At 38.3% G+C, this 22,156-nt stretch carries 19 protein-coding genes and 3 pseudogenes; 10 read left to right on the top strand and 12 right to left on the bottom strand.

Going from position 1 to position 22,156, the window contains the following annotated elements; genetic code table 11:
* Positions 1-82 precede the first annotated feature (82 nt).
* Both ileS and ACFILY_RS03625 read right to left on the bottom strand, forming a co-directional pair.
* On the bottom strand, positions 83-2,998 hold the full coding sequence (gene ileS, locus ACFILY_RS03630; RefSeq protein WP_375637507.1) for an isoleucine--tRNA ligase: 2,916 nt from the start codon (positions 2,996-2,998) through the stop codon (positions 83-85).
* Positions 2,999-3,246: 248 nt separating this feature from the next.
* Positions 3,247-5,148, bottom strand: coding sequence for a porin (locus ACFILY_RS03625; protein WP_375637508.1), 1,902 nt, complete (start codon positions 5,146-5,148; stop codon positions 3,247-3,249).
* Positions 5,149-5,830: 682 nt separating this feature from the next.
* Between ACFILY_RS03625 and ACFILY_RS03620 the strand changes: the two are divergent.
* Both ACFILY_RS03620 and ACFILY_RS03615 read left to right on the top strand, forming a co-directional pair.
* A pseudogene (locus tag ACFILY_RS03620) lies at positions 5,831-6,998 on the top strand (tyrosine-type recombinase/integrase).
* A 209-nt stretch (positions 6,999-7,207) separates the two neighbouring features.
* Positions 7,208-7,408, top strand: coding sequence for an AlpA family transcriptional regulator (locus tag ACFILY_RS03615; protein ID WP_004860538.1), 201 nt, complete (start codon positions 7,208-7,210; stop codon positions 7,406-7,408).
* A gap of 100 nt (positions 7,409-7,508) precedes the next feature.
* On the opposite strand, the gene ACFILY_RS03610 is transcribed toward ACFILY_RS03615, so the two are convergent.
* The 4 genes from ACFILY_RS03610 to ACFILY_RS03595 all read right to left on the bottom strand — a co-directional run bounded on the left by ACFILY_RS03610 (position 7,509) and on the right by ACFILY_RS03595 (position 9,287).
* Positions 7,509-7,913, bottom strand: coding sequence for a hypothetical protein (locus ACFILY_RS03610; protein ID WP_273790412.1), 405 nt, complete (start codon positions 7,911-7,913; stop codon positions 7,509-7,511).
* A 135-nt stretch (positions 7,914-8,048) separates the two neighbouring features.
* Positions 8,049-8,363, bottom strand: coding sequence for a hypothetical protein (locus ACFILY_RS03605; protein WP_375637509.1), 315 nt, complete (start codon positions 8,361-8,363; stop codon positions 8,049-8,051).
* A gap of 270 nt (positions 8,364-8,633) precedes the next feature.
* Positions 8,634-8,816 carry a hypothetical protein gene (locus ACFILY_RS03600; RefSeq protein ID WP_273790410.1) on the bottom strand — a complete coding sequence of 61 codons (183 nt, stop codon included), beginning with the start codon at positions 8,814-8,816 and terminating at the stop codon, positions 8,634-8,636.
* 111 nt (positions 8,817-8,927) lie between these two features.
* The gene (locus tag ACFILY_RS03595; RefSeq protein WP_375631024.1) at positions 8,928-9,287 is read right to left on the bottom strand and encodes a hypothetical protein; all 360 of its coding nucleotides are present in this window, start codon (positions 9,285-9,287) and stop codon (positions 8,928-8,930) included.
* Between the two features lie 161 nt (positions 9,288-9,448).
* On the opposite strand from ACFILY_RS03595, the gene ACFILY_RS03590 reads away from it, so the two are divergent.
* The 4 genes and pseudogenes from ACFILY_RS03590 to ACFILY_RS03575 all read left to right on the top strand — a co-directional run.
* Positions 9,449-9,856 carry a DUF488 family protein gene (locus ACFILY_RS03590; protein ID WP_375631023.1) on the top strand — a complete coding sequence of 136 codons (408 nt, stop codon included), beginning with the start codon at positions 9,449-9,451 and terminating at the stop codon, positions 9,854-9,856.
* An 82-nt stretch (positions 9,857-9,938) separates the two neighbouring features.
* The gene (locus ACFILY_RS03585; RefSeq protein WP_375637510.1) at positions 9,939-10,085 is read left to right on the top strand and encodes a hypothetical protein; all 147 of its coding nucleotides are present in this window, start codon (positions 9,939-9,941) and stop codon (positions 10,083-10,085) included.
* Positions 10,045-10,344, top strand: coding sequence for a hypothetical protein (locus ACFILY_RS03580; RefSeq protein ID WP_375637538.1), 300 nt, complete (start codon positions 10,045-10,047; stop codon positions 10,342-10,344). The genes ACFILY_RS03585 and ACFILY_RS03580 overlap by 41 nt, the downstream gene beginning before the upstream one ends.
* Positions 10,296-11,088, top strand: a pseudogene (locus ACFILY_RS03575) (phage integrase central domain-containing protein); the annotation flags it as partial. The gene ACFILY_RS03580 and the pseudogene ACFILY_RS03575, both read left to right, overlap by 49 nt.
* Positions 11,089-11,141: 53 nt before the next feature.
* On the opposite strand, the gene ACFILY_RS03570 reads toward ACFILY_RS03575, so the two are convergent.
* From ACFILY_RS03570 to ACFILY_RS03545, 6 genes and pseudogenes are all read right to left on the bottom strand, one after another.
* On the bottom strand, positions 11,142-11,441 hold the full coding sequence (locus tag ACFILY_RS03570) for a HigA family addiction module antitoxin (RefSeq protein WP_375637511.1): 300 nt from the start codon (positions 11,439-11,441) through the stop codon (positions 11,142-11,144).
* An 18-nt stretch (positions 11,442-11,459) separates the two neighbouring features.
* Positions 11,460-11,740, bottom strand: a pseudogene (locus ACFILY_RS03565) (type II toxin-antitoxin system RelE/ParE family toxin).
* Between the two features lie 205 nt (positions 11,741-11,945).
* The gene (locus ACFILY_RS03560; RefSeq protein ID WP_375631022.1) at positions 11,946-12,614 is read right to left on the bottom strand and encodes a ribonuclease HII; all 669 of its coding nucleotides are present in this window, start codon (positions 12,612-12,614) and stop codon (positions 11,946-11,948) included.
* A 165-nt stretch (positions 12,615-12,779) separates the two neighbouring features.
* A complete protein-coding gene (locus ACFILY_RS03555) occupies positions 12,780-13,688 on the bottom strand; it encodes a 4-(cytidine 5'-diphospho)-2-C-methyl-D-erythritol kinase (protein ID WP_273790406.1) in 909 nt (302 codons plus the stop codon).
* A gap of 237 nt (positions 13,689-13,925) precedes the next feature.
* Positions 13,926-14,774 (bottom strand): S49 family peptidase, encoded by an 849-nt coding sequence (locus ACFILY_RS03550; protein ID WP_273790405.1) that lies wholly within the window; start codon positions 14,772-14,774, stop codon positions 13,926-13,928.
* A 191-nt stretch (positions 14,775-14,965) separates the two neighbouring features.
* Positions 14,966-15,754 carry a tRNA1(Val) (adenine(37)-N6)-methyltransferase gene (locus ACFILY_RS03545; RefSeq protein ID WP_375631021.1) on the bottom strand — a complete coding sequence of 263 codons (789 nt, stop codon included), beginning with the start codon at positions 15,752-15,754 and terminating at the stop codon, positions 14,966-14,968.
* 179 nt (positions 15,755-15,933) lie between these two features.
* Here ACFILY_RS03545 and ACFILY_RS03540 point away from each other — a divergent pair, with 179 nt between their 5' ends.
* The 4 genes from ACFILY_RS03540 to glyS all read left to right on the top strand — a co-directional run bounded on the left by ACFILY_RS03540 (position 15,934) and on the right by glyS (position 22,056).
* Entirely contained in the window at positions 15,934-17,010 is a 1,077-nt protein-coding gene (locus tag ACFILY_RS03540; protein WP_273790403.1) for a polyprenyl synthetase family protein, read from the top strand.
* Positions 17,011-17,105: 95 nt separating this feature from the next.
* Positions 17,106-18,800 carry a tetratricopeptide repeat protein gene (locus tag ACFILY_RS03535; protein WP_273790402.1) on the top strand — a complete coding sequence of 565 codons (1,695 nt, stop codon included), beginning with the start codon at positions 17,106-17,108 and terminating at the stop codon, positions 18,798-18,800.
* 92 nt (positions 18,801-18,892) lie between these two features.
* Positions 18,893-19,834, top strand: a complete 942-nt coding sequence (locus ACFILY_RS03530; protein WP_375606430.1) for a glycine--tRNA ligase subunit alpha — start codon at positions 18,893-18,895, stop codon at positions 19,832-19,834.
* A complete protein-coding gene (gene glyS / locus ACFILY_RS03525; RefSeq protein WP_375637512.1) occupies positions 19,834-22,056 on the top strand; it encodes a glycine--tRNA ligase subunit beta in 2,223 nt (740 codons plus the stop codon). The genes ACFILY_RS03530 and glyS overlap by 1 nt, the downstream gene beginning before the upstream one ends.
* Positions 22,057-22,156 lie beyond the last annotated feature (100 nt).

Genomic DNA, 22,156 nt, shown 5'->3' with positions numbered 1-22,156 from the left:
ACGGAATTTACTTTGTACCACAAAAAACTATATTCATCAATATGAGAAATATACTTGTACTCCTTTCCCTTGATTTAAAATTTTAAATCTTACCAAGAATCTGTATTTCCCGCAAAGCAGCTGCATCACGAGCAGATACATCCGGATAAGCTGGATCACTCCCAACATCTTGTGTATAACGCCATGATCGAGCACATTTTTTTCCTAATGCCTTCTCTGGATATACACCAACACCTTCAACATCATTCAAAGTAAAAGCATCGGAAGGTATCGTGTCCTGCCTAATTGTGAGTGCACTGGTAATACAGATCTCCGCCATATCCACATTTTCTAATGCTTCTCGTAAAACCAGATTGGAAATAAAAACAATAGGCGCAGCTTCCAAAGAGGATCCAATACGCTTATTAGCACGTTCAAGCTCTAAAGCACCTGTCACAACTTTACGGACCTGCCGAATTTTTTTCCAACGCTCAGCCAAAGATTGGTTTTGCCATTCTTCTGGTACAGAGCGAAATTGTTCCAAATGCACCGATTGGCTTTCTGGATAACGCTCTAACCAAGCTTCCTCCATAGTAAAAGGCAACATTGGAGAAAGCCATGTTACCATACGCTCAAAAATCTCACGGACAACCTGCAAGGAGGCCTTGCGTTTTTTTGATGAAGGCGCATCACAATAAAGAGAATCCTTGCGGATATCAAAATAAAATGCCGATAACTCAATGATTGAAAAATCCAATAATGCACGCATAATCTTTTTAAAATCAAATTCATCGTAAGCGCGATTAATCAACTGATCAAGTTCAAAAAGCCTATGCAATATAAATTTTTCAAGATCCGGCAGTGCACCATAAGATATTTCTTCCCCATCATCATGTGTTAAAGTTCCTAGCATCCAACGAATTGCATTGCGTAGTTTACGATATGAATCCACATTTGTTTGAAGAATTTTTTTGCCTAAACGCTGATCTTCCCAATAATCGGTTGTCATAACCCAGAGACGAAAAATATCAGCTCCAGATGTTTTAATGATCTCTTGCGGAACAACCGTATTGCCTAAAGATTTAGACATTTTCTTACCATTCTCATCCAAAGTAAAACCGTGTGTGATCACGGCTTTATAGGGAGAACAAGCACGCGTACCACAGCTTTCCAAAAGAGAAGATTGGAACCATCCGCGATGTTGATCTGAACCTTCAAAATAAACATCAGCAGGCCATTTCAAATCAGCCCGATCTTCTAACACAAAGCTATGGCTTGCTCCAGAATCAAACCAAACATCCAAAATATCATAAACCTGTACCCAAGGCTCATGTGCACGCTCACCTAAAAAACGTTCACGTGCTCCTTCAGCAAACCATGCATCTGCCCCTTCTGCTTCAAAAGCCCGTAAAATACGCTCGTTCACACCTTCATCTTTTAGAATAACACCATCCTCATTCGCAAAAATACAAATAGGAACCCCCCAAGAACGCTGACGAGAAAGAACCCAATCAGGACGATCCTCTATCATAGAAGCTAGGCGGTTTTGTCCAGAAGATGGCACAAAACGCGTTTTTGAAACAGCTTCCAAAGCCCGACTACGTAAAGTTGAACCATCCCCAAAATCTTTATCCATTGAAATAAACCATTGTGGTGTATTGCGAAAAATAACGGGTTTTTTTGAACGCCAACTATGGGGATAGGAATGCTTTAAACGCCCCCGTGCAAACAATCGATCTGCTTTAATTAAAGCGTTAATGACCTCTTTATTGGCATCACCCATTTTTCCATTATCATCAATAACACGTGCAGGTCCTCCTTCACGATCTGGTCCTAAACCTGGAACATCTTTCGTATAGAACCCTGCATCATCAACAGGAAACGGTATAGATGAATCAATCCCCGCTTGCTCCAGTAAGGACTTATAATCATTCCAAATTTCAAAGTCCTCACGCCCATGGCTTGGTGCTGTATGGACAAAACCTGTACCAGCACTCTCTGTTACGTGCGAACCATCAAGCAATGGAATTTTATAATTATACCCTCCAGCTAAACCTTTGAGTGGATGAGAAAGAACAAGAGCTTTCAACTCTTCAGAAGAAATAACACGCAAACGCTTCAAAACAAGTTTGGCTTTTTCTCCACAACTCATCGCTAAAGCGTCTGCAAAAAGAAGCTTTTCTCCCACTTGAGGACCAAAATCATTTTCAGCACTTTCAACTTCGTAAATACTATAAGAAATCTGCGAAGAATAACTCACTGCACGATTGCTTGGAATTGTCCACGGTGTTGTTGTCCAAATGACGACATGAGCACCATATAAATCATCAGAATTTGCTTCAAAAACAGGAAACTTAACCCAAAGCACCTCTGATTCATGATCATGATATTCAATCTCAGCCTCTGCCAAAGCCGTACGCTCCACAACAGACCACATCACTGGCTTGGAACCACGATAAATCTGATCTGACATAGCAAATTTTATCAATTCACTGGCAATGCGTGCTTCTGCATGAAAAGCCATTGTAGTATAAGGCGCGTTAAAATCTCCCACAACACCAAGGCGTTTAAATTCTTCACTTTGAACGGTTACCCAATGCTGTGCAAATTCACGGCATTCTTGACGAAACTCGTTAAGAGGTACCTCATCCTTATTTTTTCCTTGTGCTCGATATTTTTCTTCAATTTTCCATTCAATTGGAAGCCCATGGCAATCCCAACCAGGAACATAATTTGCATTAAAACCGCGCATTTGGAATGAACGGACAACCACATCCTTTAGAACTTTATTTAAAGCATGCCCGATATGAATATGACCATTTGCATAAGGTGGACCATCATGAAGAATATAAAATGGACGATCTTTTGCTTGTTGGCGCAATTGCGCATAAAGCCCCATATTTTCCCAACGCGCCATCAATTCAAGCTCTTTTTGCGGAAGCCCTGCACGCATAGGAAAATTTGTCTGTGGGAGATAAAGAGTTTTTGAATAATCTATTGTTTCATTTTTCACAGCCATTGTGAAATATCCCTGTCCACTTTTACGATTTCATTTTTGCATAACTTCCCTGAACCCTGCAACTCTGGTTTTTATCTATAGGGAAAGCCGAGCTTATCATTCGTATTAAGCAGCGATCAGGAAAATATATCATCACACTCTATGGGCTTTATCATGAAATTCACAAGAAAAGAAACCAAAAAGTGATCTTTTAAAAAATAAAGGCTCCACTGACAGTGGAGCCTCTTAGAAATTTACTCTTTAAAAAATTAGAATTTATAAGCTACACCAACACGGAAATCATTGGTTTTGTAGTTAACTTCAAGTTTTTCCTTTGCAAATTTCTTTTTACCAAAATCAGAGTAACGATATTCTGCACGTACAATCACATTATCCAGAAGCGAGAAATCAACGCCACCACCAAGTGTGTAACCAATCATGGTTTTTGTTTCATCAGCTAAATTCTTAGAAGAAACGACTCTTCCATCCTCATCCTTAACGGATATTGATACAGTGTCTTGGAATTGCCCATAAGCAATACCACCAGCAAGATAAGGCATAAAGCGATCAGCAGCAAAACCAATACGTACCCGTGTAGCACCACCCCAATTTTGTTTGAAAGTATGACTTAACGTTTCAACTTCATACTCTTGATCAAGACCAAGTTCAGAAGCCATCTTTTTTATTTGTTCTATACCATATACACTGGAATCATTCTTATCCACCGCTTGTGTACTTTGTGCACCGTGTCCAGCCATATTCTGTCCACCATGAGAACGAGAAGCATGTGGATTAGCACCATGCGCATGAGCACCAGAACCATGCCCACCTGCATGAGATGCACCATGTGGATGAGCATTTCCGCTACCATGGAAAGAGCTATGATGATTCCCGTGTTGGGCTCCGCTTGTTCCATTAGAAGCTTTTGCTGATTCAGAGGATGCCCCTGATCTCGCGAGTATAAGTGTCCCTCCGCTCGGTACTGTTCTTTCTACTGCTGATGATTGTGATGCAGGTTGTACCGATGCAGGTGCTTTTGCTGCTGGCTGACTTGCTTCTGTTCCCGTTGTTGAGGTAGAGGGCGCGGGTTTTACAGCAACGGATTTTGTTGGAGTAGATTGCACTTGTACAGCCCCTGTTGATACAGATGACGTTTCTGCAGATTTTGCAGACGCCGTTACTCCATTTGTTCCTCTTACTGATGGTTGATCTCCTGTGTCTGATCTTGCCAATAGGAGCGGTGACCGCTCTGGTGAGCTTGCTCCTGTGGTAGAGGATATTGATTTAGATTCAGGTAATTTTAATCCATTTACCGATGTCTGTCCTACATCTGTTCTCGTCACTTGTCTGACGAGGACTGGTTGTGTTGTTGACGATGCAGATGACGTTTTTGATGATAGCGTTGAAACTCCTGATGCTCTTTCCACCGTCACTGTTTCTTCTGCTGTTGTAGAATGAACATTGCCAGAATTGCCAATTGTTGTGGGTTGACTTGATTGTCTTGCTTCTGCATTTGGTTGTTGAGCTGGATTTGCTTGTCCAGTTTGTGCTGTAGCAGGTTTTCTTGACTTGGATTTTTCTGTTGGAGTTACCGTTTTAGCTCCTGCACCTGCGGATATTCCTGAGCCTGCAGGTGCTCCTGCACTTGCAGCTCTTCCTGCGCCTGTGGATGCTGTTGATGCGGCTTTTTGTGTTTGTGATCTACTTGATGTTGTTACTTGTAGTGGTTGAGGCGTTGGTAGGCTTGCGGATCTGCGGGATCTTACGACTGCATTTTCTACTGTAGTGTTATCAGCTGCACCTATAGTAATGGTCTTTGTGTGTTTTTTTCCAGATATCATTAAATCCGTATCGACGCCAAAAATAAAGTTGTCACCGAGATCAATATTAGAACCTGCATAAAAACCACCTGCAAAACCTGAAAGTTTAGGAGAGAACTCTTTATCCAGTGGTAAACTCTTTTCTTGACCAACAAGAGCCATATCAGCTTTGCTCGAAAAACCACCCGCTTGAACACCTAAATAAAGACCTGTCCATGAAAAAGTAGGCGCGATAATGGTAGAAGAAGTCGATGATGCTGGCTGATGAGGAATTATAACATCAGCAGCTAGTGCTGTAGACGCTGAAATTAAAGAAAAAATAGACGCTGTTATTAAACGTTTTGTATTCATAAAATCTCTCCAAATATCCAAAATGAAATATATATAGAGCATCTTTTTTGAAAGATCTGTAGCAAAAATGACACACTCACAAAAAAATAAAGAATTTTTGAAAATAAGGCTTCTTAAACTTTTAATTTTGCATTCAATGAGCATTTGTAAACTAAATCACACTAAAATTATGTGTATTAAAGTTGGATTCATTTTCATTAAAGTTTCGCATAACTGTTAATGATAATATTCTTTATAAATTTCTTTTTATCAAAATCTAAATAACAGTATTCTGCATACAATAAACTATTATCTGTTATTGCAAAATCAATGCCAGCGCAAACAGTGAAATCAAATATTGCCTTTTTTAAAACCAAGCGCCATCAAAGTCTCATCTATTTACCAGCATGATCTACTTTTAGTACTTTAGCAATAGTATTTTGTATCTAAAATTCAGAAAAACAAAGGACTTATTCAAACACTCGCAAAAAAAACTTTTAGATTCTTTGCATAAACATCTTCATCCTGCTACATCACATTGATTTATAAGGATAACTTATTGTTTTCATATTGAATGAAAAAACTAATACTGTAGGATTCTCTCATTTTAAATCTGTTTATCTTGAATCAATCAAAACCGCTTGCTTGCACATCACAAGCGGGGCTGGCGTATGGGTAAAAACTATAGAAGAAAGGACTAAAAATGGCTCTTATGAACCGTCTTAATGCAAGGACTGTCGCAACACCCACGAGCTGGTAAATATAATGATGGTGCCGGCTTGTTACTTCATAAGTGTAAAGATGGAGGTGCTCAATGGATTTACCGTTTTACCATTCATGGTCGGCGCCGTGAAATGGGCTTGGGAGCGTTGCAAGATGTTTTTTTAAAACAAGCTCGTGAATTGGCAACTGGGTGGCGTTCTGTTCTTCGTGAAGGTCGTGATCCTATTAAAGAACGTGAAAAACAAAAGCGTGAGGCAATAAGTAATCTCCATTATTTAAAAGATATCGCGTTGGATGCTTTTGAAAGTCGTAAAGCTAAATTAAAAAATGATGGTAAAGATGGGGATTGGTTTTTACCATTACGCCTTCATATTCTCCCTAAACTAGGCTGTCTTCCCGTTTCTGAGATTACTCAAACAGAGATACGCAATACACTTGCCCCTATTTGGCATTCAAAAGCTGGAACTGCTTATAGAGCTCTTATTCGTCTCAATCTTTGTCTCAAACATGCGGCTGCATTAGGATTGAATGTTGATTTACAAGCAACAGAAAAAGCACGCGCGCTCTTAGGTAAACAACGTCATAAAACGCAAAATTTACCAGCCATGGATTGAAAAGATGTGCCGGCTTTTTATAAAACACTCTGTGAAGCATCAACCATAACACAACTGGCTTTGCGTTTGCTTATTCTTACAGGCGTTCGTACCAATCCTTTACGTCATATTCATAAAGATCAAGTTGAGGAGAATATATGGACCATTCCTGCTGAGAATATGAAAGGAAGGCGTGATGCTACAACAGAATTTCGCGTGCCTCTATCAACAGAAGCATTAGAAATTCTAAAACAAGCGCGCTTGCTCTCTCGTAATGATTTCTTTTTTTCTGCTAGAGTTCGTGGTCCCCTCGCTGAGAAATGTATGGCTACGTATATGAGAAAAAATAAAATTGAAGCCTGCCCCCATGGTTTTCGCTCTAGTTTACGCAATTGGCTCGCTGAAACAACCGATGCTCCCTATGAAGTCGCTGAAACTATTCTAAATCATACAGTAGGAGGACAAGTAGAGCGTGCCTATCGTCGTACTGACTATCTAGAACAGCGCCGTGTCTATATGGATAAATGGGCGGCTTATGTCACCGGTCAATCTTAAGATATGGGGTGCATAACCCCATTATCTGTGGATAACTTTAGCTCTCTTTTCTCTCATTCTCTCTCAATAAGAGTCATAATTTATCACATCAGAAAAAATATGATAAAATATTGTTTTCTATAAATAAAATACCTTCAAAAATGAACAAAAATATGGTTAATAAATGCTTATGATTTGTTACCATTTTTTTATAGTGAAAGGAAATTATTATGACAGAAAATGATATTCTTTTAACAGACCGTGAAAGTGCAAAATTGCTTCATATGAGTGTTTCAACATTCCGCCGTCATGTAACCAATGGCTCTCTCCCAAAACCTTTAAAATTTGGTTTTTTATCGCGTTGGTTGCAATCAGATCTTATCAATGTCATCGAGCAAGCAAAGCAGCAACGTTATAACGACGCGGCATAAAAAAAACCTTGTCACGTAAGGACGGACAAGGCTTTCTCAAGCTCATCAACCTAGAGCTTTATTTGGTGTAAATTCAAGGCTTTCTCTGCTGAAGCAAGACCTAAGGTTTGCATTCAAGTTGTTCTGAATGCTTTTTACAATAAGGGCTATTTAAGCGCTTCTTGACACTTCGCTGTGGTATGACAGTGCCTGGACGACAAATGGGAAGGTTTTCGTCTCTAAAAGTATAACACCATCCTCCCTCATGTTCATTTTCATAATGGAAACCTGATTGAACCATACACGCATGAATTGTTGCCCATGCATTGTTACTTAGCTTTCTGCTTTCTGGATCGGTATAATAAGGTGTTGGCATTCCACATTCTAACAAGGCTTTTCCTACCTCTGTAAAATCTGCTCCTGGTTTCTTCCACGCTGTCACCTCTCCTAGAGGAGGTTTGTTAAATTGACATCCGGCTATACTGAACAAAGTTACAGCGCTTAATAATTTTAGAGTTTGTTTCATTTGTTCCTCCTTAAAAGGACTTGTACTCGATTGGATGAGCCGTAAATATACCGACATGCTTGGCCCGCATCTCCAAGACAGGTATGGGAACTTATGGGATTTGTAGCCACTCTCAATCATTCTTTCCAAACGTTACTACCAGCAGGTATTGTCTCGTAGGTATACACCAATAATTCTGCTTACAAAGTCATATCTATTCCCATCAAAGCCAATAGTAGTTTGTTTGCCATCACTCACATAACCTAACAGACCAGATGCAACTAAAACATTAAAGGCTGGTCTATAGAAATTGATATTCGTGTTGTCGGCTATCCCGTGCATACCTTCTTGTTTGAAAGAATTCAGCATATTAAAGTCTGTCAAACTGCCACAACTATGGGCATCAATATGCAATCCTGTATTGCCATAAAGATACATTGTATCCTGAAATTTCTTGGTTGAATTGGTCAATCAAAAAAAGTTTACTTTCCAGAAGCTTCTGAAAAATCGCTATCCCTATTTCCACTTCCCAGTCTTTAGCTTGTGGGAAGTATGTAAAATAAAGGGGACCATGATCATTGTCAGCAAATTGGACAGCATAACACGCAGCATCATCGGATGTGTTAAAAATGCCATTTTAGAACATACGCCTGTTGCCATCAGAACCAACTTGTAAATGCTTGCTGCTCATCTTCAGCTTTTAAAAAGTGATACAGAGTAATATATTCTCCATCACTGTCTTTATATAGGTTCTCCATTTTCATCAGTTAAATAGAGGACATTGCCATTTTCATCATGCTCAACCTCACCTACTGGATGCTCTTTGACATTTGTCATTTCGCGCACTTTGTCCCAGTATCCAAGACCTTCATCCGATAAATCATTGATCATGTCTAAGCGATTATGAACGATGCCCTCAAGCAATATGGCATCTATCGGTGCGACAGCCCTAGTGGACTGCTGCGGTGTTGTGGTTGAGAGAGAGAGCCAATGATTTGTCCAGCATCTTGCCCCATCGCCCTCTGTCCAGTTGTATCAGTGAGGATGATGGTGCACCGCCGATAGAGGATTTGTATATCCTTCCGCTCCATTATGGGCTTTGCCGTGACTTAAAGCATTTTTGGCAATGTTTTTTATCGTGTCATTCCCAGAAATGCTAAACCCTTGGCTGCTAGCTTGAGCATGCGCACTGTTGCTGATATCACTGGTACTAATGCTTCCTGTGGTCAGGCTGTTTTTATCTGCCGGCGCGGTGCTGGCAATGATGCCTCCGGTCAGCGTTGTTTTATCTTTAACGTTGATCTTAAAGCCGCCATCACCCGCTTTGATGCCTGATTGTTCCACAACACTATGATAATCACTAGAGGATTTATCCTTTTGGAAAGAGGCGCTCATAGAGCCCCCACCCATTTACTAAGGAAATTAAATGTGTGTAACATCAAAAATATCATCATACAGCCTGCTAAAGATGAGAGCTTTATTTTTTTACCATTGGCTATGAAAGAAAATCCTCTGAGGACTATCTCAATCAACTGATCAAAAATAATATTAAACTTTTGTGTGATGTTCGTAAAAATTCAATAAGTAGAAACCTCGGATTTTCGAAAAGACAATTAGAGAAAGCTGTAAGCAACATTGATATTGAATATATGCATATGCCTGAACTTGGAATTGCTTCTGAAAAACGAAGAAATTTGAAAACACAAAAAGATTATGACCGCCTTTTTGAAGATTATCAAAATACAACTCTCAAGAATAATTCTTGTGCAATAAACAAATTATATCAAATTTTTTTAAAAAAGCGCGTTGCAATCACCTGTTTTGAAGCCAATGTATACATGTGTCATAGAGGACAACTCGCATTAGCTCTCACTCAATTGTCTGATTGGAAATATGAAATTAAGCACATTTTAAAAAATAAACTTACAAACTTTTTACATATGGGGGGCATTTACAACCTCTAGCCCTCTCCCCATTCCTAACAACTTTTAAATAATGCATGATTCACGCTACGGGTGGATTGTACGCAAATCAAGGAAATAAACCATGGAAAATAAATATAAACTGACTGATGAAATAACTGAGGTTGATGGAAAAACTCTTCACCGAATTCGTGCTTTAAGGGATTTTGATGCTGTTAAAGCAGGTGATCTTGGCGGGCTTTATACAAAAAAAAGACAACCTAAGTCATGATGGTAATTGCTGGGTAGGTGATGATGCAAAAGTCTATGGTTATGCCAAGGTTTTTGGTGATGCTTATATTGATAACATTTCTGATATTTATGAAAACGCATGTGTTTTTGCCAATGCACAAGTTTCCGGTGCTACATTTATTAGTGGAAAAGCTAAAATTTATAGAAATGCTAAAATTTATGACAGTCCTTTGATTTCCATCAGAGCAAATATACACTGGCTATTAAATAAGTGCAAAATGGCATCTCCAAGAAAATAACCAGACTTACAAAAGGCTCTTTCAATTGGTTATTGCATCAGTATTTACAAAGCATGCAATGGCATAATCAATCAGAATCTACTCAAAAAGTTAAATATCGAATTCTGAATAATGTTTCTAAACATATTGCTGATCGTGCATATAAAAGTATAGAAAGACACCATATCCTTGACGCCGTAGACAGAAGGCGAGCTACTCTCGCAGCAGCAAAACATTTTTTGACCTCTTTAAACGGTCTCTTTAATTGGGCGGTTGATAATGCCCTTTTAAATAAAAATCCTGCCTTTAATATAAAAGCACCAAAATCTCTTAACAACGAGGAATTACTGCCTTGGCTAGAATAGGACATAGACAAATATTATCACCGTTGGTCACATGGTACACATGAACGCATCTGGATTAACCTTCTTCTTTATACGGGCTTGTTTTACCAGAACTAGAGGCAACCCTTAAAATTGGTCCCATAGGTGATGAAACATTCATTTGTGGTAAAGATGGAAATAAGCTTATCAAAGAAAGTTTTGGCAACCTCTTTCGTGAAGCATGTAATGCGGCGGGTATTAAAAAATCAGCGCACGGATTGCAAAAATTAGCAGCAAAACATACTGCCAATGCTGGTGCTACGGTTTCACAAATGAAAGCGCTTTTTGGTTGAACCGAAGATAAAATGGCATCCCTTGATATAAAGAGTGCAGACCGTAAAAACTTTCCCTTGAAGCAATCAAAAAGCTCCAAAAAAGTTAGCCTCACAAAGCACCGCTTAACAAACTAAATTGCTATCAAAATTATTAACGAAATCAAAGCGGCGTTTGAGATGTATCAGAAACCAGAGGAGAAATAGGTGGTTGTGCCTGTTGCATTGTTTGCCATAAATTATAGTTTGTTTGCATATCCAACCAAAATTTTGCTTTACTAAAACCAGCTAATTCTAATTTAACAGCAAGCTCGGTACTTATAGAAGCATGTCCGTTAATCACTCTTGATAAAGAAGCTCTTGTCATATGGACATGATCAGCTAATTTTTGTATTGTTATCCCCATTTCTTCTAAGAAAGCTACTTTCAGAACTTTACTCGGATGTGCGGGGTTGTGCATCATTTTTTTTCATTCCTTTCATCAATGGTAATCTTGATAATCAACAAGCTCCACATCTGTTCCTATAAAGCGAAAAGTAGCACGCCAATTTCCATTCACCCATATAGAACAGTACTCTATAAGTTCACCTTTAAGATGGTGCATTTTAAAGGCAGGCTCTCTCAATATTTCAAGCGTAGTAGCACTTGTTAAAACCGTTAAGATAACGCGAATTTTTTTACATGATCTGGTCAAATAGCTTTTGTGGAACCTGTTGTACAAAATAATTTTAAGCCCTTATGTTTAAAACTCACAATTGCCATTACCACCCCTTGTCGTATATCATCGCTATACGGTTAATAACAAATAAGAGTTAAGCCCATGTTAGAAATATCTGATTCTATATCTGGAAAAAATAGATAGGAATAAGTGATAAAAAAGCTTCAAAAAGGTTAGGGATAGACACTCAAAAAACATAATAGAATCAATGATTATAAAACCCCTTACTCTTGTAATAAGTAACTGATTTTAATTACCTTTTTTACACTCTTTTAGTGGTGCAAAACTATAACGATGTAACCCTATAACTGGTCCATATTTATCAAGAGCTGTACGATGCGCTAGCGTTGCATAACCTACATGCTTCTCTAAACCATACCCTTTATAAACTTGTCCTGCACATTCCATCATCCGATCACGCGTTACTTTCGCAATAATAGATGCGGCTGCAATTGAAACTGAACGCTGATCGCCCTTAATCAACGCCATTGCAGAACAGGACAACTCAGAAGGAATATCACGCCCATCAACAAGGACATAGTGGGCTGGAATGGCTAATCCTATAATACAGCGACGCATTGCTTCTAAAGTTGCTTTTCTAATATTAGATTGATCAATTGTACGAGCACAAAGACTGGCGACTGAAACCGCTAATGCACTTTGCAAAATTTCATGATAAAGTCTATTTCGTTGGAAAAAAGAAAGTTTTTTTGAATCATTTAACCCATTAGGAATACGATCTCTATCCAAGATAACGGCTGCTGTTACCACAGGTCCCGCGAGAGGCCCCCGTCCTACTTCATCAACACCTGCTATATGAAAAAAACCCTGTTTTTGCAAATCCAATTCGCACGAAAAATTTGGTTGAAGCGGCAAATTAAACATCTTTGATAAATCACACATACAACAAACATACATCTATTTCTGTAGCCTGATCATTTTTTGCAAGCATTACAGTTTTAAATGGCTCTTCAAATATTCTGCGAACTCTTACACAAAAGATAAAAAGCACATTTCTTTGGTTCCCCTCTTTCATTATGTATAATAAAATCATGATGAAATAAAAGCTTTTATATTTATTTATCAAATATTTCCTAAAGTCATGATAGGTTTTACAAACCAATTTGGGTGCATTGATTTGATAAAAAGAGCTGCTTGTTGCGCCGTTTGTTTATTTTTAAAAATGCCAAAGCAAGTTGCTCCCGTTCCAGACATACGGGAAAAAAGAGCTCCACATTCATCTAATATAGATAACACTTCAGCTAACTGAGGTGCTATTTTTAATGCAGGAGAAAAAAGATCATTACGCGTTTCTTGTAAAGCTTTAACCAATGAATCAACACTTTTTAAAGCGTCTGTATTAATTTTTAAAGAAGGATTATGACGCTTCTCTAACGCTTTAAAAACAGTTGGTGTTGAAATCTCTTGTCCATGATTAACCAATACTATTGCAAGAGAACAGGCTCCTTTTATTTGTATCATCTCTTGACCAATTCCTTTGACCAAAAGCGGCTGCTGATATTCTAATGCACAAAGGCACATGGGAACATCAGCACCAAGAACTAAGCTCTTTTTTGCTAATTCTTCGTAAGGGCAATCAAGATTCCACTGTTGACGCAACATGCTGATAACCCCAGCTGCATCACCTGAGCCGCCACCAATGCCTGAAGCAACAGGTAATGTTTTTACAAGCCGAAAAAAAGCAGGTTGAGCACATTCCGGAAAAGTCTTATGCATAAAGTCCCGTGCGCGAATAACCAAATTGTCTAAATGAGAAACAAGTCCTTTTGCAAACGGCCCCGTCAAAACAAACTGATTATTTTCACAAGGTGCATAGTGTAGACAATCACCGCTAAGACTAAAATAAACCAAACTTTCTATTAAATGATACCCATCAGCACGTTGCCCCACAACATGTAGAGCTAAATTCAATTTAATAGGTGTAAATAAATAGGAATGTCTTTGGAACGAAGCTTGTACATTTGGCATCATATGACGTAATATTAACCTGTATAGGGTTCTTTTACAAATTCCCCCCTTTTATCCACACTTTTAGCACTAGCCCTATAAACAGCTTGGAATATTCTTAATCGTTTTCTAAAAAACAATAAATATAAAGAGTTCTCATACAAAACAAACGACATGTTCTCATTCGTATCATTTCAAGCCTTTTTTCTTCTAGCATCTGTTTTTAGATAAAAATCTCTCTGGCTTGAATGATCCTTTCCATCACAAACCATAACGCTGCCAAAGTGCTCGCTCTTCTGCTGCCATCAATGCACTATCAATGACTGTATAAACCGTATGTGCCGTCACTCCTGAAGGCGTTTTAGGTCCTAAAAAACTTTTTGGAGGCGTAATAAGTCGAAGTTTTGCATCATTACCAAAGCGCTCTTTAATAACAGAACGTACATCATTCAATCCATCAACAAGACCAAGCTCAACGCTTTGTTTTCCACTCCAAAACATTCCTGTAAAGAGATTCGAATCATCTGATAATTTTTCAGCACGCCGTTCTTTAACCAAATCGATAAAAGTTTGATGCACTTCAAGTTGGAGAGATTTCAAATGCTCAATATCCGCCTTTTTTTCTGGCTGAAATGGATCTAATGTAACTTTGTTCTTTCCTGCTGTGTAGACACGCCGTTCGATACCAATTTTTTTCAAAAGTTCCGGAAAACCAAAGGAAGCTGAAACCACTCCAATGGAACCAACAATTGAAGAAGGATCTGCAAAAATTTCATCCCCCGCACAAGCAATCATATAACCACCGGATGCTGCAATATCTTCAATAAACACAAGAACCTTTTTATTTTTTTCTTCTGCCAAATCACGAATACGCTTGAAGATAAAACGCGACTGTACAGGTGAACCACCAGGAGAATTAATAATAAGTGCAACAGCCGGTGACTTTTTGTGTCCGAAAGCCTTCTCTAAAAGATTTGCACACCTACTGAGGGAAAGAGTACGAGATATAGACGCTGATGAATCCATAATTGCTCCTTGAAGGCGCACCACAGGAATTTCAAGTTTATCGGAAGAAAAACGGCGTGGAATAAAACTTTTAATAAAATCCATCAAAACAAAATCTCCTTATAAATTAAGAACAATTAAATAGGAAAGGACAACAAAAAGGAAGAACGCGATAATATCCAAAAGCGCCAATCAATCCCCACATTACAAGCAGAAATATAACTTCACCCAAAGTCAAACCTCCCTAATAACAAAGTTTGGACTCTAAATAATAAACTAAAAAACACAAGATACTATTAGAAAAGTTCCCACAAGCTTATATATCCATTATTAATTGCATCAACCCGTGGTGAAAAAGTATGGTCATTACCTTCATGTATAACCAATGCCGGCAAAACAGATAAAGCTGCTCTGCTTCCTCGTTTTGCGTAAAATAAAAGACGAATTGCTGCTGTTTTCGCACGTGCATGCACAGGAATTATACAAATACCACCAAAACGCCCTTCTAAAGCACGCAAGATATCTGTCAGCGATTGTGGACGCGCAATGAGCCCTAAGTATCCACCTGGCTTAACAATGGCTGCTGCACTCCGCAACCAGTTATCAAACATCGCTTCAGACATAACATGTGCTTCAGATTTTTGTTTATCAGGTGTCTTACGATCGGTGGGATTATTAAAAGGTGGATTCATAATCGCAAAATCAAAGCTATTATCTATCAAACCTGCTCTTATACGGGCATTCCCTTTGAAGGTAACATCTGCTTCTAGCAAACAAATTCGGCTAGCAAATTGTTTATTTTGTTTTAGCATAAGCGTTTTTTGAGCGTAAGATACCATAAAAGCTGAACGTTCAACTAAGGTAACATGAACTTTCAGACAACGCGAAGCAACAGCCAACCCTGCAGCTCCAGCACCTGCCCCTAAATCAACAACCTTGCCCTTTAAATCACTTGGAACCAAACTAGCTAATAACATCGCATCCATTCCAGAACGATGACCATATTTATGGGGTTGAACCAAATAAAATTTTCCGCGGTGAAAACTGTCAATTGTTTCACCAATTTGATTCGCTGCTTTATTCATTTAAAAGCCTAATGTTCATCTTTATAAACTGCATTTTTGCCATTCAGCTGCTATTTTAAATTTTTTATTATTTCATAACAATAAGATTACACTCGCTAAAGAACATTTCTTGCCAATAACATTCCAAGCTAACACTTTTAAACGACATCAAAAGCTTGAGTAAAAACCAAACCCCCTTTATGCTAATGAATAAAGTAATTTTTATATATGTCCATTGCAATACTCTAGGAGTAAACACATTGAGTGCAGCTATCAAACTAAAACAAATAAGAAATAATCAAATTTCTCTTCAATCTCTTGTCAATCTTACTCAAAAAGATATGGATTGCGTAAATCAATTTATTCTCTCTATGGCAAAATCAGAGGTTGAGATGATCCCTGAAATTTCTAACCATCTTATTTCATCAGGTGGAAAGCGATTACGCCCAATGATTACGCTCGCTTCTGCTCATATGTTCGGTTATCAAAGTAACGGGCATATAAAACTCGCGACAGCTGTTGAATTTATGCATACAGCAACATTACTACACGATGATGTGATTGACGAAAGTAATTTACGACGTGGAAAATCTACAGCACGGATGATTTGGGGGAATCAAGCAAGTGTACTTGTTGGTGATTTCCTATTGGGCCAGGCCTTTAAAATGATGGTCGATGTCGGTTCCATAGAAGCGCTCTCTGTCCTAGCCAACGCTGCTGCAATTATTGCTGAAGGAGAAGTTATGCAACTTTCTGCCGCAAAAAATATAAAAACCAGCCCTTCAGAATATCTCAAAATCATCAATGCAAAAACAGCAGCACTTTTTTCAGCAGCCGCTGAAGTAGGACCCATTATTGCTGGCTATGGAAATAAAGAGCGTTCTTCATTACGTGAATATGGAACATCCTTAGGTTTAGCTTTCCAATTAATTGATGATGCACTTGACTATAGCGGTAGTGCTCAAAACTTAGGAAAAAATATAGGGGATGATTTTAGAGAAGGAAAAATCACAATGCCTGTTATTCTCGCATATGAGCGTGGGAATATGGTAGAAAAAGATTTCTGGAAAAAAGCGCTTGAAGATGGCAATAATAATGATGAATCCTTTGCACACGCGCAACACTTAATGGAAAAGTATGATAGTATCACAGATACAATAGAACAAGCACGCATCTATGGAAAATATGCAATTGATGCTCTTGTTCCCATGAATGAAAATCTTGCTTACAATGCTCTCGTTGAGACTGTTGAATTTTGTATTTCACGCGTAAACTGAATTCTTTGCAAGAATCGCAGTATTTCTCAACAAAGTAATGAGATATGATTTATAAACAACACCATCAATTGATTATCTTGAAAAGGATTAGCTCCATGTGCTCTGCAACGGTATCTCGACTTTTTGCCCTTTTTATCGTGGGTATCATGCTGATGCCATCCCCCACCTACAGTAAAATAAGTGCAGCAACTCATACAAGCTCATTTACAGGTGCTTATTTAGCTGGAAGGGTTGCAAATCATGAAAATAAAACAGAACTTGCTATCAATTATTTTAAACAAGCACTGGTTTATCAACCTGATAACATTGAAACACAAAAAGAGCTCCTTGAAGCTATGCTCTCGGTCGGAAACTTTAAAGAAGCTGTCCAACAAGCCCAAAAACTCAAAGAGAACGATGTTATAACTCCCTTTGTTTCCTTAACTTTGTCAGTAGAAAGTCTCATCAAAAAAGACTATAAGAATGCCAAGACTCTTCTCCAATTAAAAGAACTTCCTACGTCCAATAATCCAATACCTGAACTCATCGGCGCTTGGATTACATTTGGATCTGGACAAAAATCTCAAGCAATCGCTGATCTTAAGAAACTCAAAGGTCCTGTCTGGTATGACCTTTTTATATCTTATCATCTAGCACTTATGAGCGACCTTGCAGAACGGCCAAAGGATGCAAAAAAATATTTCATTAAAGCACTGAGTAACAAACAGGGAACTCTTATCGCTCCTAATACTTATGAGCGTATTATCATAGCCTATGCCTCATTCCAATTGCGCCATAGTATGCGCAACCAAGCTCTTCAAACAATCCAGCATGGCGAACAAATGTTGTCAGGTCGCGAAGTCCTTAAAAACTTTCGAGAAAAAATTGAAAAAAATGCTTTCTTAGAGAGAGTTATTAAAACACCTCAACAAGGAGCAGCCGAGGTATTATATAATTTTGGAACAGCCCTCAACTACAAAAACTCAGGGCGAATTGCACGTATTTTTAAGCAATTATCTTTCGCATTATACCCTCAAAATGACGCAACACTGTTTCAGCTCGCACACATTTCTGCTAAATTGAACGATCCACATCAAGCAATTAAACTTTATCGCGCTTTATCCCCTAAATCTCCTTATTATAAAGATGGACAACTTCATCTTGCATTCCTTCTTGCTAATAACAACAATTACAAAGAAGCAATAAAATTACTCACATTGTTAAATAAAAAATTTCCCAATGATCGTAATATTTTGATAACGCTCGTTGCTTTTTATATGCAGGACAATAAATTTCTTGAGGCCATTAAAACTCTAGACTACGCTATTACAAAGATAAAAAACTTTCAGCAGGACGATTGGAAACTCTTTTATCAACGTGGTATTGCTTTTGAACGTTTAAAGCAATGGCCAAAAGCAGAAATTGACTTGCGAAAATCACTTGAATTTTTCCCAAACCAACCGCAAGTTCTTAATTATTTAGCCTATTCCCTTGTGGAACGTGGTGAGAAGCTTGAAGAATCGCTCCGTATGCTGCAAAAAGCTTCTGCTTTGCAAGCTCACAACAGTCATATTCTCGATTCTTTAGGATGGGCTTATTATAAACTAAAAGAATATAATAAAGCAGTGCAAATATTAGAAAATGCTGTCAGATTACAACCTGAGGACCCAACACTGAATGATCATTTAGGGGATGCCTATTGGAAAGTTGGACGTAAACGTGAAGCAATCTTTCAATGGAACCACGCAATTGACGGAAAACCAGAAAATTCTGAACAAATTCAAGAAAAGTTGAAATTTGGTTTGCAATAAATGATGCTTAACCATAAACCACATGAAATAATAAATAGAGAAACTAAAATTACTTTGGTTTTTTGTTTAGTCCAATATAAAGAGTATAAAGCGTGAAACTGCCTGAACATCTTAACCCCAAACGTTCTTTTCAGGGACTAATCTTAACTTTGCAAAATTATTGGGCACACTATGGATGTGCAATTTTGCAACCTTACGATATGGAAGTCGGAGCTGGGACTTTTCATCCAGCAACAACATTACGCTCTCTAGGTCCACGCCCTTGGAAAGTTGCTTATGTCCAACCCTCTCGACGTCCAACAGATGGCCGATATGGTAAGAATCCAAATCGTTTACAACACTATTATCAATTCCAAGTGCTTCTCAAACCCTCTCCGCTCAATCTACAAGAACTTTATATAAAGTCGCTACAAGCTATCGGGCTTGATACAAAACTGCATGATATTCGCTTTGTTGAAGATGATTGGGAAAGTCCCACTCTTGGTGCTTGGGGGCTCGGATGGGAATGTTGGTGCGATGGAATGGAAGTCTCTCAATTTACTTATTTTCAACAAGTGTGCGGCATTGAATGCGCTCCAGTTTCAGGGGAACTCACATACGGTCTTGAGCGTCTAGCGATGTATATCCAAGGGGTTGATAACGTCTATGACCTTAACTTTAATGGTTTGGAGGGAGAAAACAAAATAAGTTATAGAGATATTTTTTTACAGGCAGAACAAGAATACTCATATTATAATTTTGAATTTGCTGATACAAAACTGCTCCATCAGCACTTTATCGATGCAGAACGCGAATGCAGCGCACTTCTTGATGCTGGAAAACCAAATAAAGAAAATGTATTCCATCGCTGTGTTTTTCCTGCCTATGATCAATGTATTAAAGCGAGCCATATCTTTAACCTTTTGCAAGCACGTGGCGTTATTTCTGTAACCGAACGACAAAATTACATTCTTCGCGTTCGTAATCTCGCGCGCCGTTGTGGGGAAGCCTTCTTACTCACAGAAGCTGGACAAATATACACTGGAGAAGCCTAATGTCTGATCTTCTTCTTGAACTTTTCAGTGAAGAAATCCCCGCACGTATGCAACGAAAAGCTGCTGCTGATCTTAAAAAATCTGTTACAGATCAACTTGTGAATGCTGGATTGATCTATGAAGCTGCTCGTGAATATTGGACACCTCGTCGGCTAACATTGGACATACGCGGACTTTCCACACGCTCAAAAGATATCCATGAAGAACGCAAAGGTCCCAGTATAAAATCACCACAGCATGTAATTGATGGTTTTCTACGTGCAACAGGATTAAACGATATTTCTGAAGCGCATATTGGACATGATGATAAAAAAGGTCATTTTTATATTGCTAAAATTGTTAAAAAAGGTCGAGCAGCAGAAGAAATTATTGCCGATATTTTACCGGATATTATCCGCAACTTTCCGTGGCCGAAATCTATGCGTTGGGGAAAAGATTCAGCACAAAGTGGTACTTTGAAGTGGATTCGACCTTTACAAAACATTCTTTGTATTTTCGGACCAGAAATTGGTGAAACACATGTTATTCCATTTACAATTGGTTCTCTTAAAAGCAATAATTTAACTTATGGTCATCGTTTCTTAAGTGATGGAAAGCCATTTCAAGTGCGCCGCTTTGATGATTATGTTACTCAACTTGAAACTCATAAAGTCATTCTGGATGCCGAGAGACGAAAGAATATTATTTTAGCTGATGCCCAAAATCTCTGCTTTGCAAACGGTTTAGAACTGGTTCAAGACAATCCTCTCCTAGAAGAAGTTGCTGGTCTTGTTGAATGGCCTGTTATCCTGATGGGTGATTTTGAAAAATCATTCCTTGATATTCCTCCAGAAATTATTCGCTTGACCATTCGAGCCAATCAAAAATGTTTTGTCACCCGTAAACAAGGAGAAAACGTAAAACTTTCTCATCATTTTATTCTCGTTTCTAATATTCTTGCAAATGATGAAGGCAAAGAAATTTCGAAAGGAAATAGTAAGGTTGTCCGTGCCCGTCTTTCCGATGCACTTCATTTTTGGCAAACTGATCAGCGTGATTTGCCTGATCTTCAACAATTGGAATCTTCTATAAAAAAATTTGAACTTGATATAAAAAAACCTCTCGATCAAAGAATGGCGCGACTTGATCATTTGAATGTAACTTTTCATGCTAAATTGGGTACGCAAGGTGCAAGGGTAGAACGCATTGCTACACTCGCACAAGAAATTGCCCCTTTGATACAAACAGATCCTCTTTTAGCAAAACGTGCAGCCATCCTTGCAAAAGCTGATTTGCAAACAGAAATTGTCGGAGAATTTCCTGAACTACAAGGTGTTATGGGGAAAAAATACGCCCTTCTTCAAGGGGAAAATCCTCGCGTAGCTGTAGCAATCGAAGACCATTATAAACCTCAAGGTCCAACAGATCGTCTTCCACAAGAACCACTTGCTATAACCGTTATGCTCGCCGACAAAATTGACATGCTCGTTGGCTTTTGGCTCATTAATGAAAAACCAACCGGCTCAAAAGATCCCTATGCGTTAAGACGAGCAGCATTGGGAATTATTAGGCTTGTACTTTCGCGAGATTGGAAAATCAATCTTATGCCACTGTTTCAGTTAGCAACGAATCTTTTCTTACAACAAAAAAACAAACATGAAATCTCTCAAAGAGAAAATTCACAATTGCAGAATCTGCTTCCAGAAAAAACAGAATATATTTTATCAGATCTGTTATTCTTTTTTCATGACCGTTTGAAAATCTATCTAAAAGAGGAAGGCGCTCGTTACGATGCCCTTGAAGCCGTTTTAAATAAAGATTCTGATGATTTTTTATTGGTTGCACGTCGTGTCGAATCGCTTATCGCTTTTATCAATACCCATGATGGAATGAACTTTGTAGCCTCTGTAAAACGTACTGCCAATATTCTTGAAAATGAATTTCAAAAAAGCACAACAATAGCGAATGAAATTAATCCTGAGCTCTTTATCGAGAAAGAAGAAAAGCAGCTCTATCATGCAATCTGTGAAGTAGAAAGAAAGGTTCTTGCTCCCATCAATGCAACAAATTTATCATTTGCACTCAGTGTGCTAGCGCCACTTGGAAAATTGATTGATATATTTTTTGAAAAAGTATTGGTGAATGATAAAAAACCTGATGTTCGTGCTAACCGTCTTGCTCTTCTCAAACGCACTCACATTGTTACACAATCAGTTGCAGACTTCTCAAAACTTGTCATTTAAAATCAAAGAGCCTATTAACTGGTAAAAACAATAAAGATAAATTTTTCTTTTTTATGACTTTTATTAATTAATACTGAGAAAATTATGCAACCAAAGAGAG

It is taken from the genome of Bartonella sp. CL25QHWL (assembly GCF_042195335.1).
Lineage (GTDB): Bacteria > Pseudomonadota > Alphaproteobacteria > Rhizobiales > Rhizobiaceae > Bartonella.
The sequence above is the reverse complement of the archived record's forward strand: the minus strand, read 5'-3'. Positions and strand labels throughout refer to the sequence as shown.

What these genes read in the sequence shown, in the direction of transcription:
- ileS (WP_375637507.1), bottom strand. Translation starts at nt 2,998, where the DNA reads ATGGCTGTGAAAAATGAAACAATAGATTATTCAAAAACTCTTTATCTC.
- ACFILY_RS03540 (WP_273790403.1), top strand. Translation starts at nt 15,934, where the DNA reads ATGCTAATGAATAAAGTAATTTTTATATATGTCCATTGCAATACTCTA.
- ACFILY_RS03555 (WP_273790406.1), bottom strand. Translation starts at nt 13,688, where the DNA reads ATGATGCCAAATGTACAAGCTTCGTTCCAAAGACATTCCTATTTATTT.
- ACFILY_RS03615 (WP_004860538.1), top strand. Translation starts at nt 7,208, where the DNA reads ATGACAGAAAATGATATTCTTTTAACAGACCGTGAAAGTGCAAAATTG.
- ACFILY_RS03535 (WP_273790402.1), top strand. Translation starts at nt 17,106, where the DNA reads ATGTGCTCTGCAACGGTATCTCGACTTTTTGCCCTTTTTATCGTGGGT.
- ACFILY_RS03550 (WP_273790405.1), bottom strand. Translation starts at nt 14,774, where the DNA reads ATGGATTTTATTAAAAGTTTTATTCCACGCCGTTTTTCTTCCGATAAA.
- ACFILY_RS03625 (WP_375637508.1), bottom strand. Translation starts at nt 5,148, where the DNA reads ATGAATACAAAACGTTTAATAACAGCGTCTATTTTTTCTTTAATTTCA.
- ACFILY_RS03570 (WP_375637511.1), bottom strand. Translation starts at nt 11,441, where the DNA reads ATGATGCACAACCCCGCACATCCGAGTAAAGTTCTGAAAGTAGCTTTC.
- ACFILY_RS03610 (WP_273790412.1), bottom strand. Translation starts at nt 7,913, where the DNA reads ATGAAACAAACTCTAAAATTATTAAGCGCTGTAACTTTGTTCAGTATA.
- ACFILY_RS03585 (WP_375637510.1), top strand. Translation starts at nt 9,939, where the DNA reads ATGGAAAATAAATATAAACTGACTGATGAAATAACTGAGGTTGATGGA.
- glyS (WP_375637512.1), top strand. Translation starts at nt 19,834, where the DNA reads ATGTCTGATCTTCTTCTTGAACTTTTCAGTGAAGAAATCCCCGCACGT.
- ACFILY_RS03560 (WP_375631022.1), bottom strand. Translation starts at nt 12,614, where the DNA reads ATGTATGTTTGTTGTATGTGTGATTTATCAAAGATGTTTAATTTGCCG.
- ACFILY_RS03595 (WP_375631024.1), bottom strand. Translation starts at nt 9,287, where the DNA reads ATGAGCGCCTCTTTCCAAAAGGATAAATCCTCTAGTGATTATCATAGT.
- ACFILY_RS03545 (WP_375631021.1), bottom strand. Translation starts at nt 15,754, where the DNA reads ATGAATAAAGCAGCGAATCAAATTGGTGAAACAATTGACAGTTTTCAC.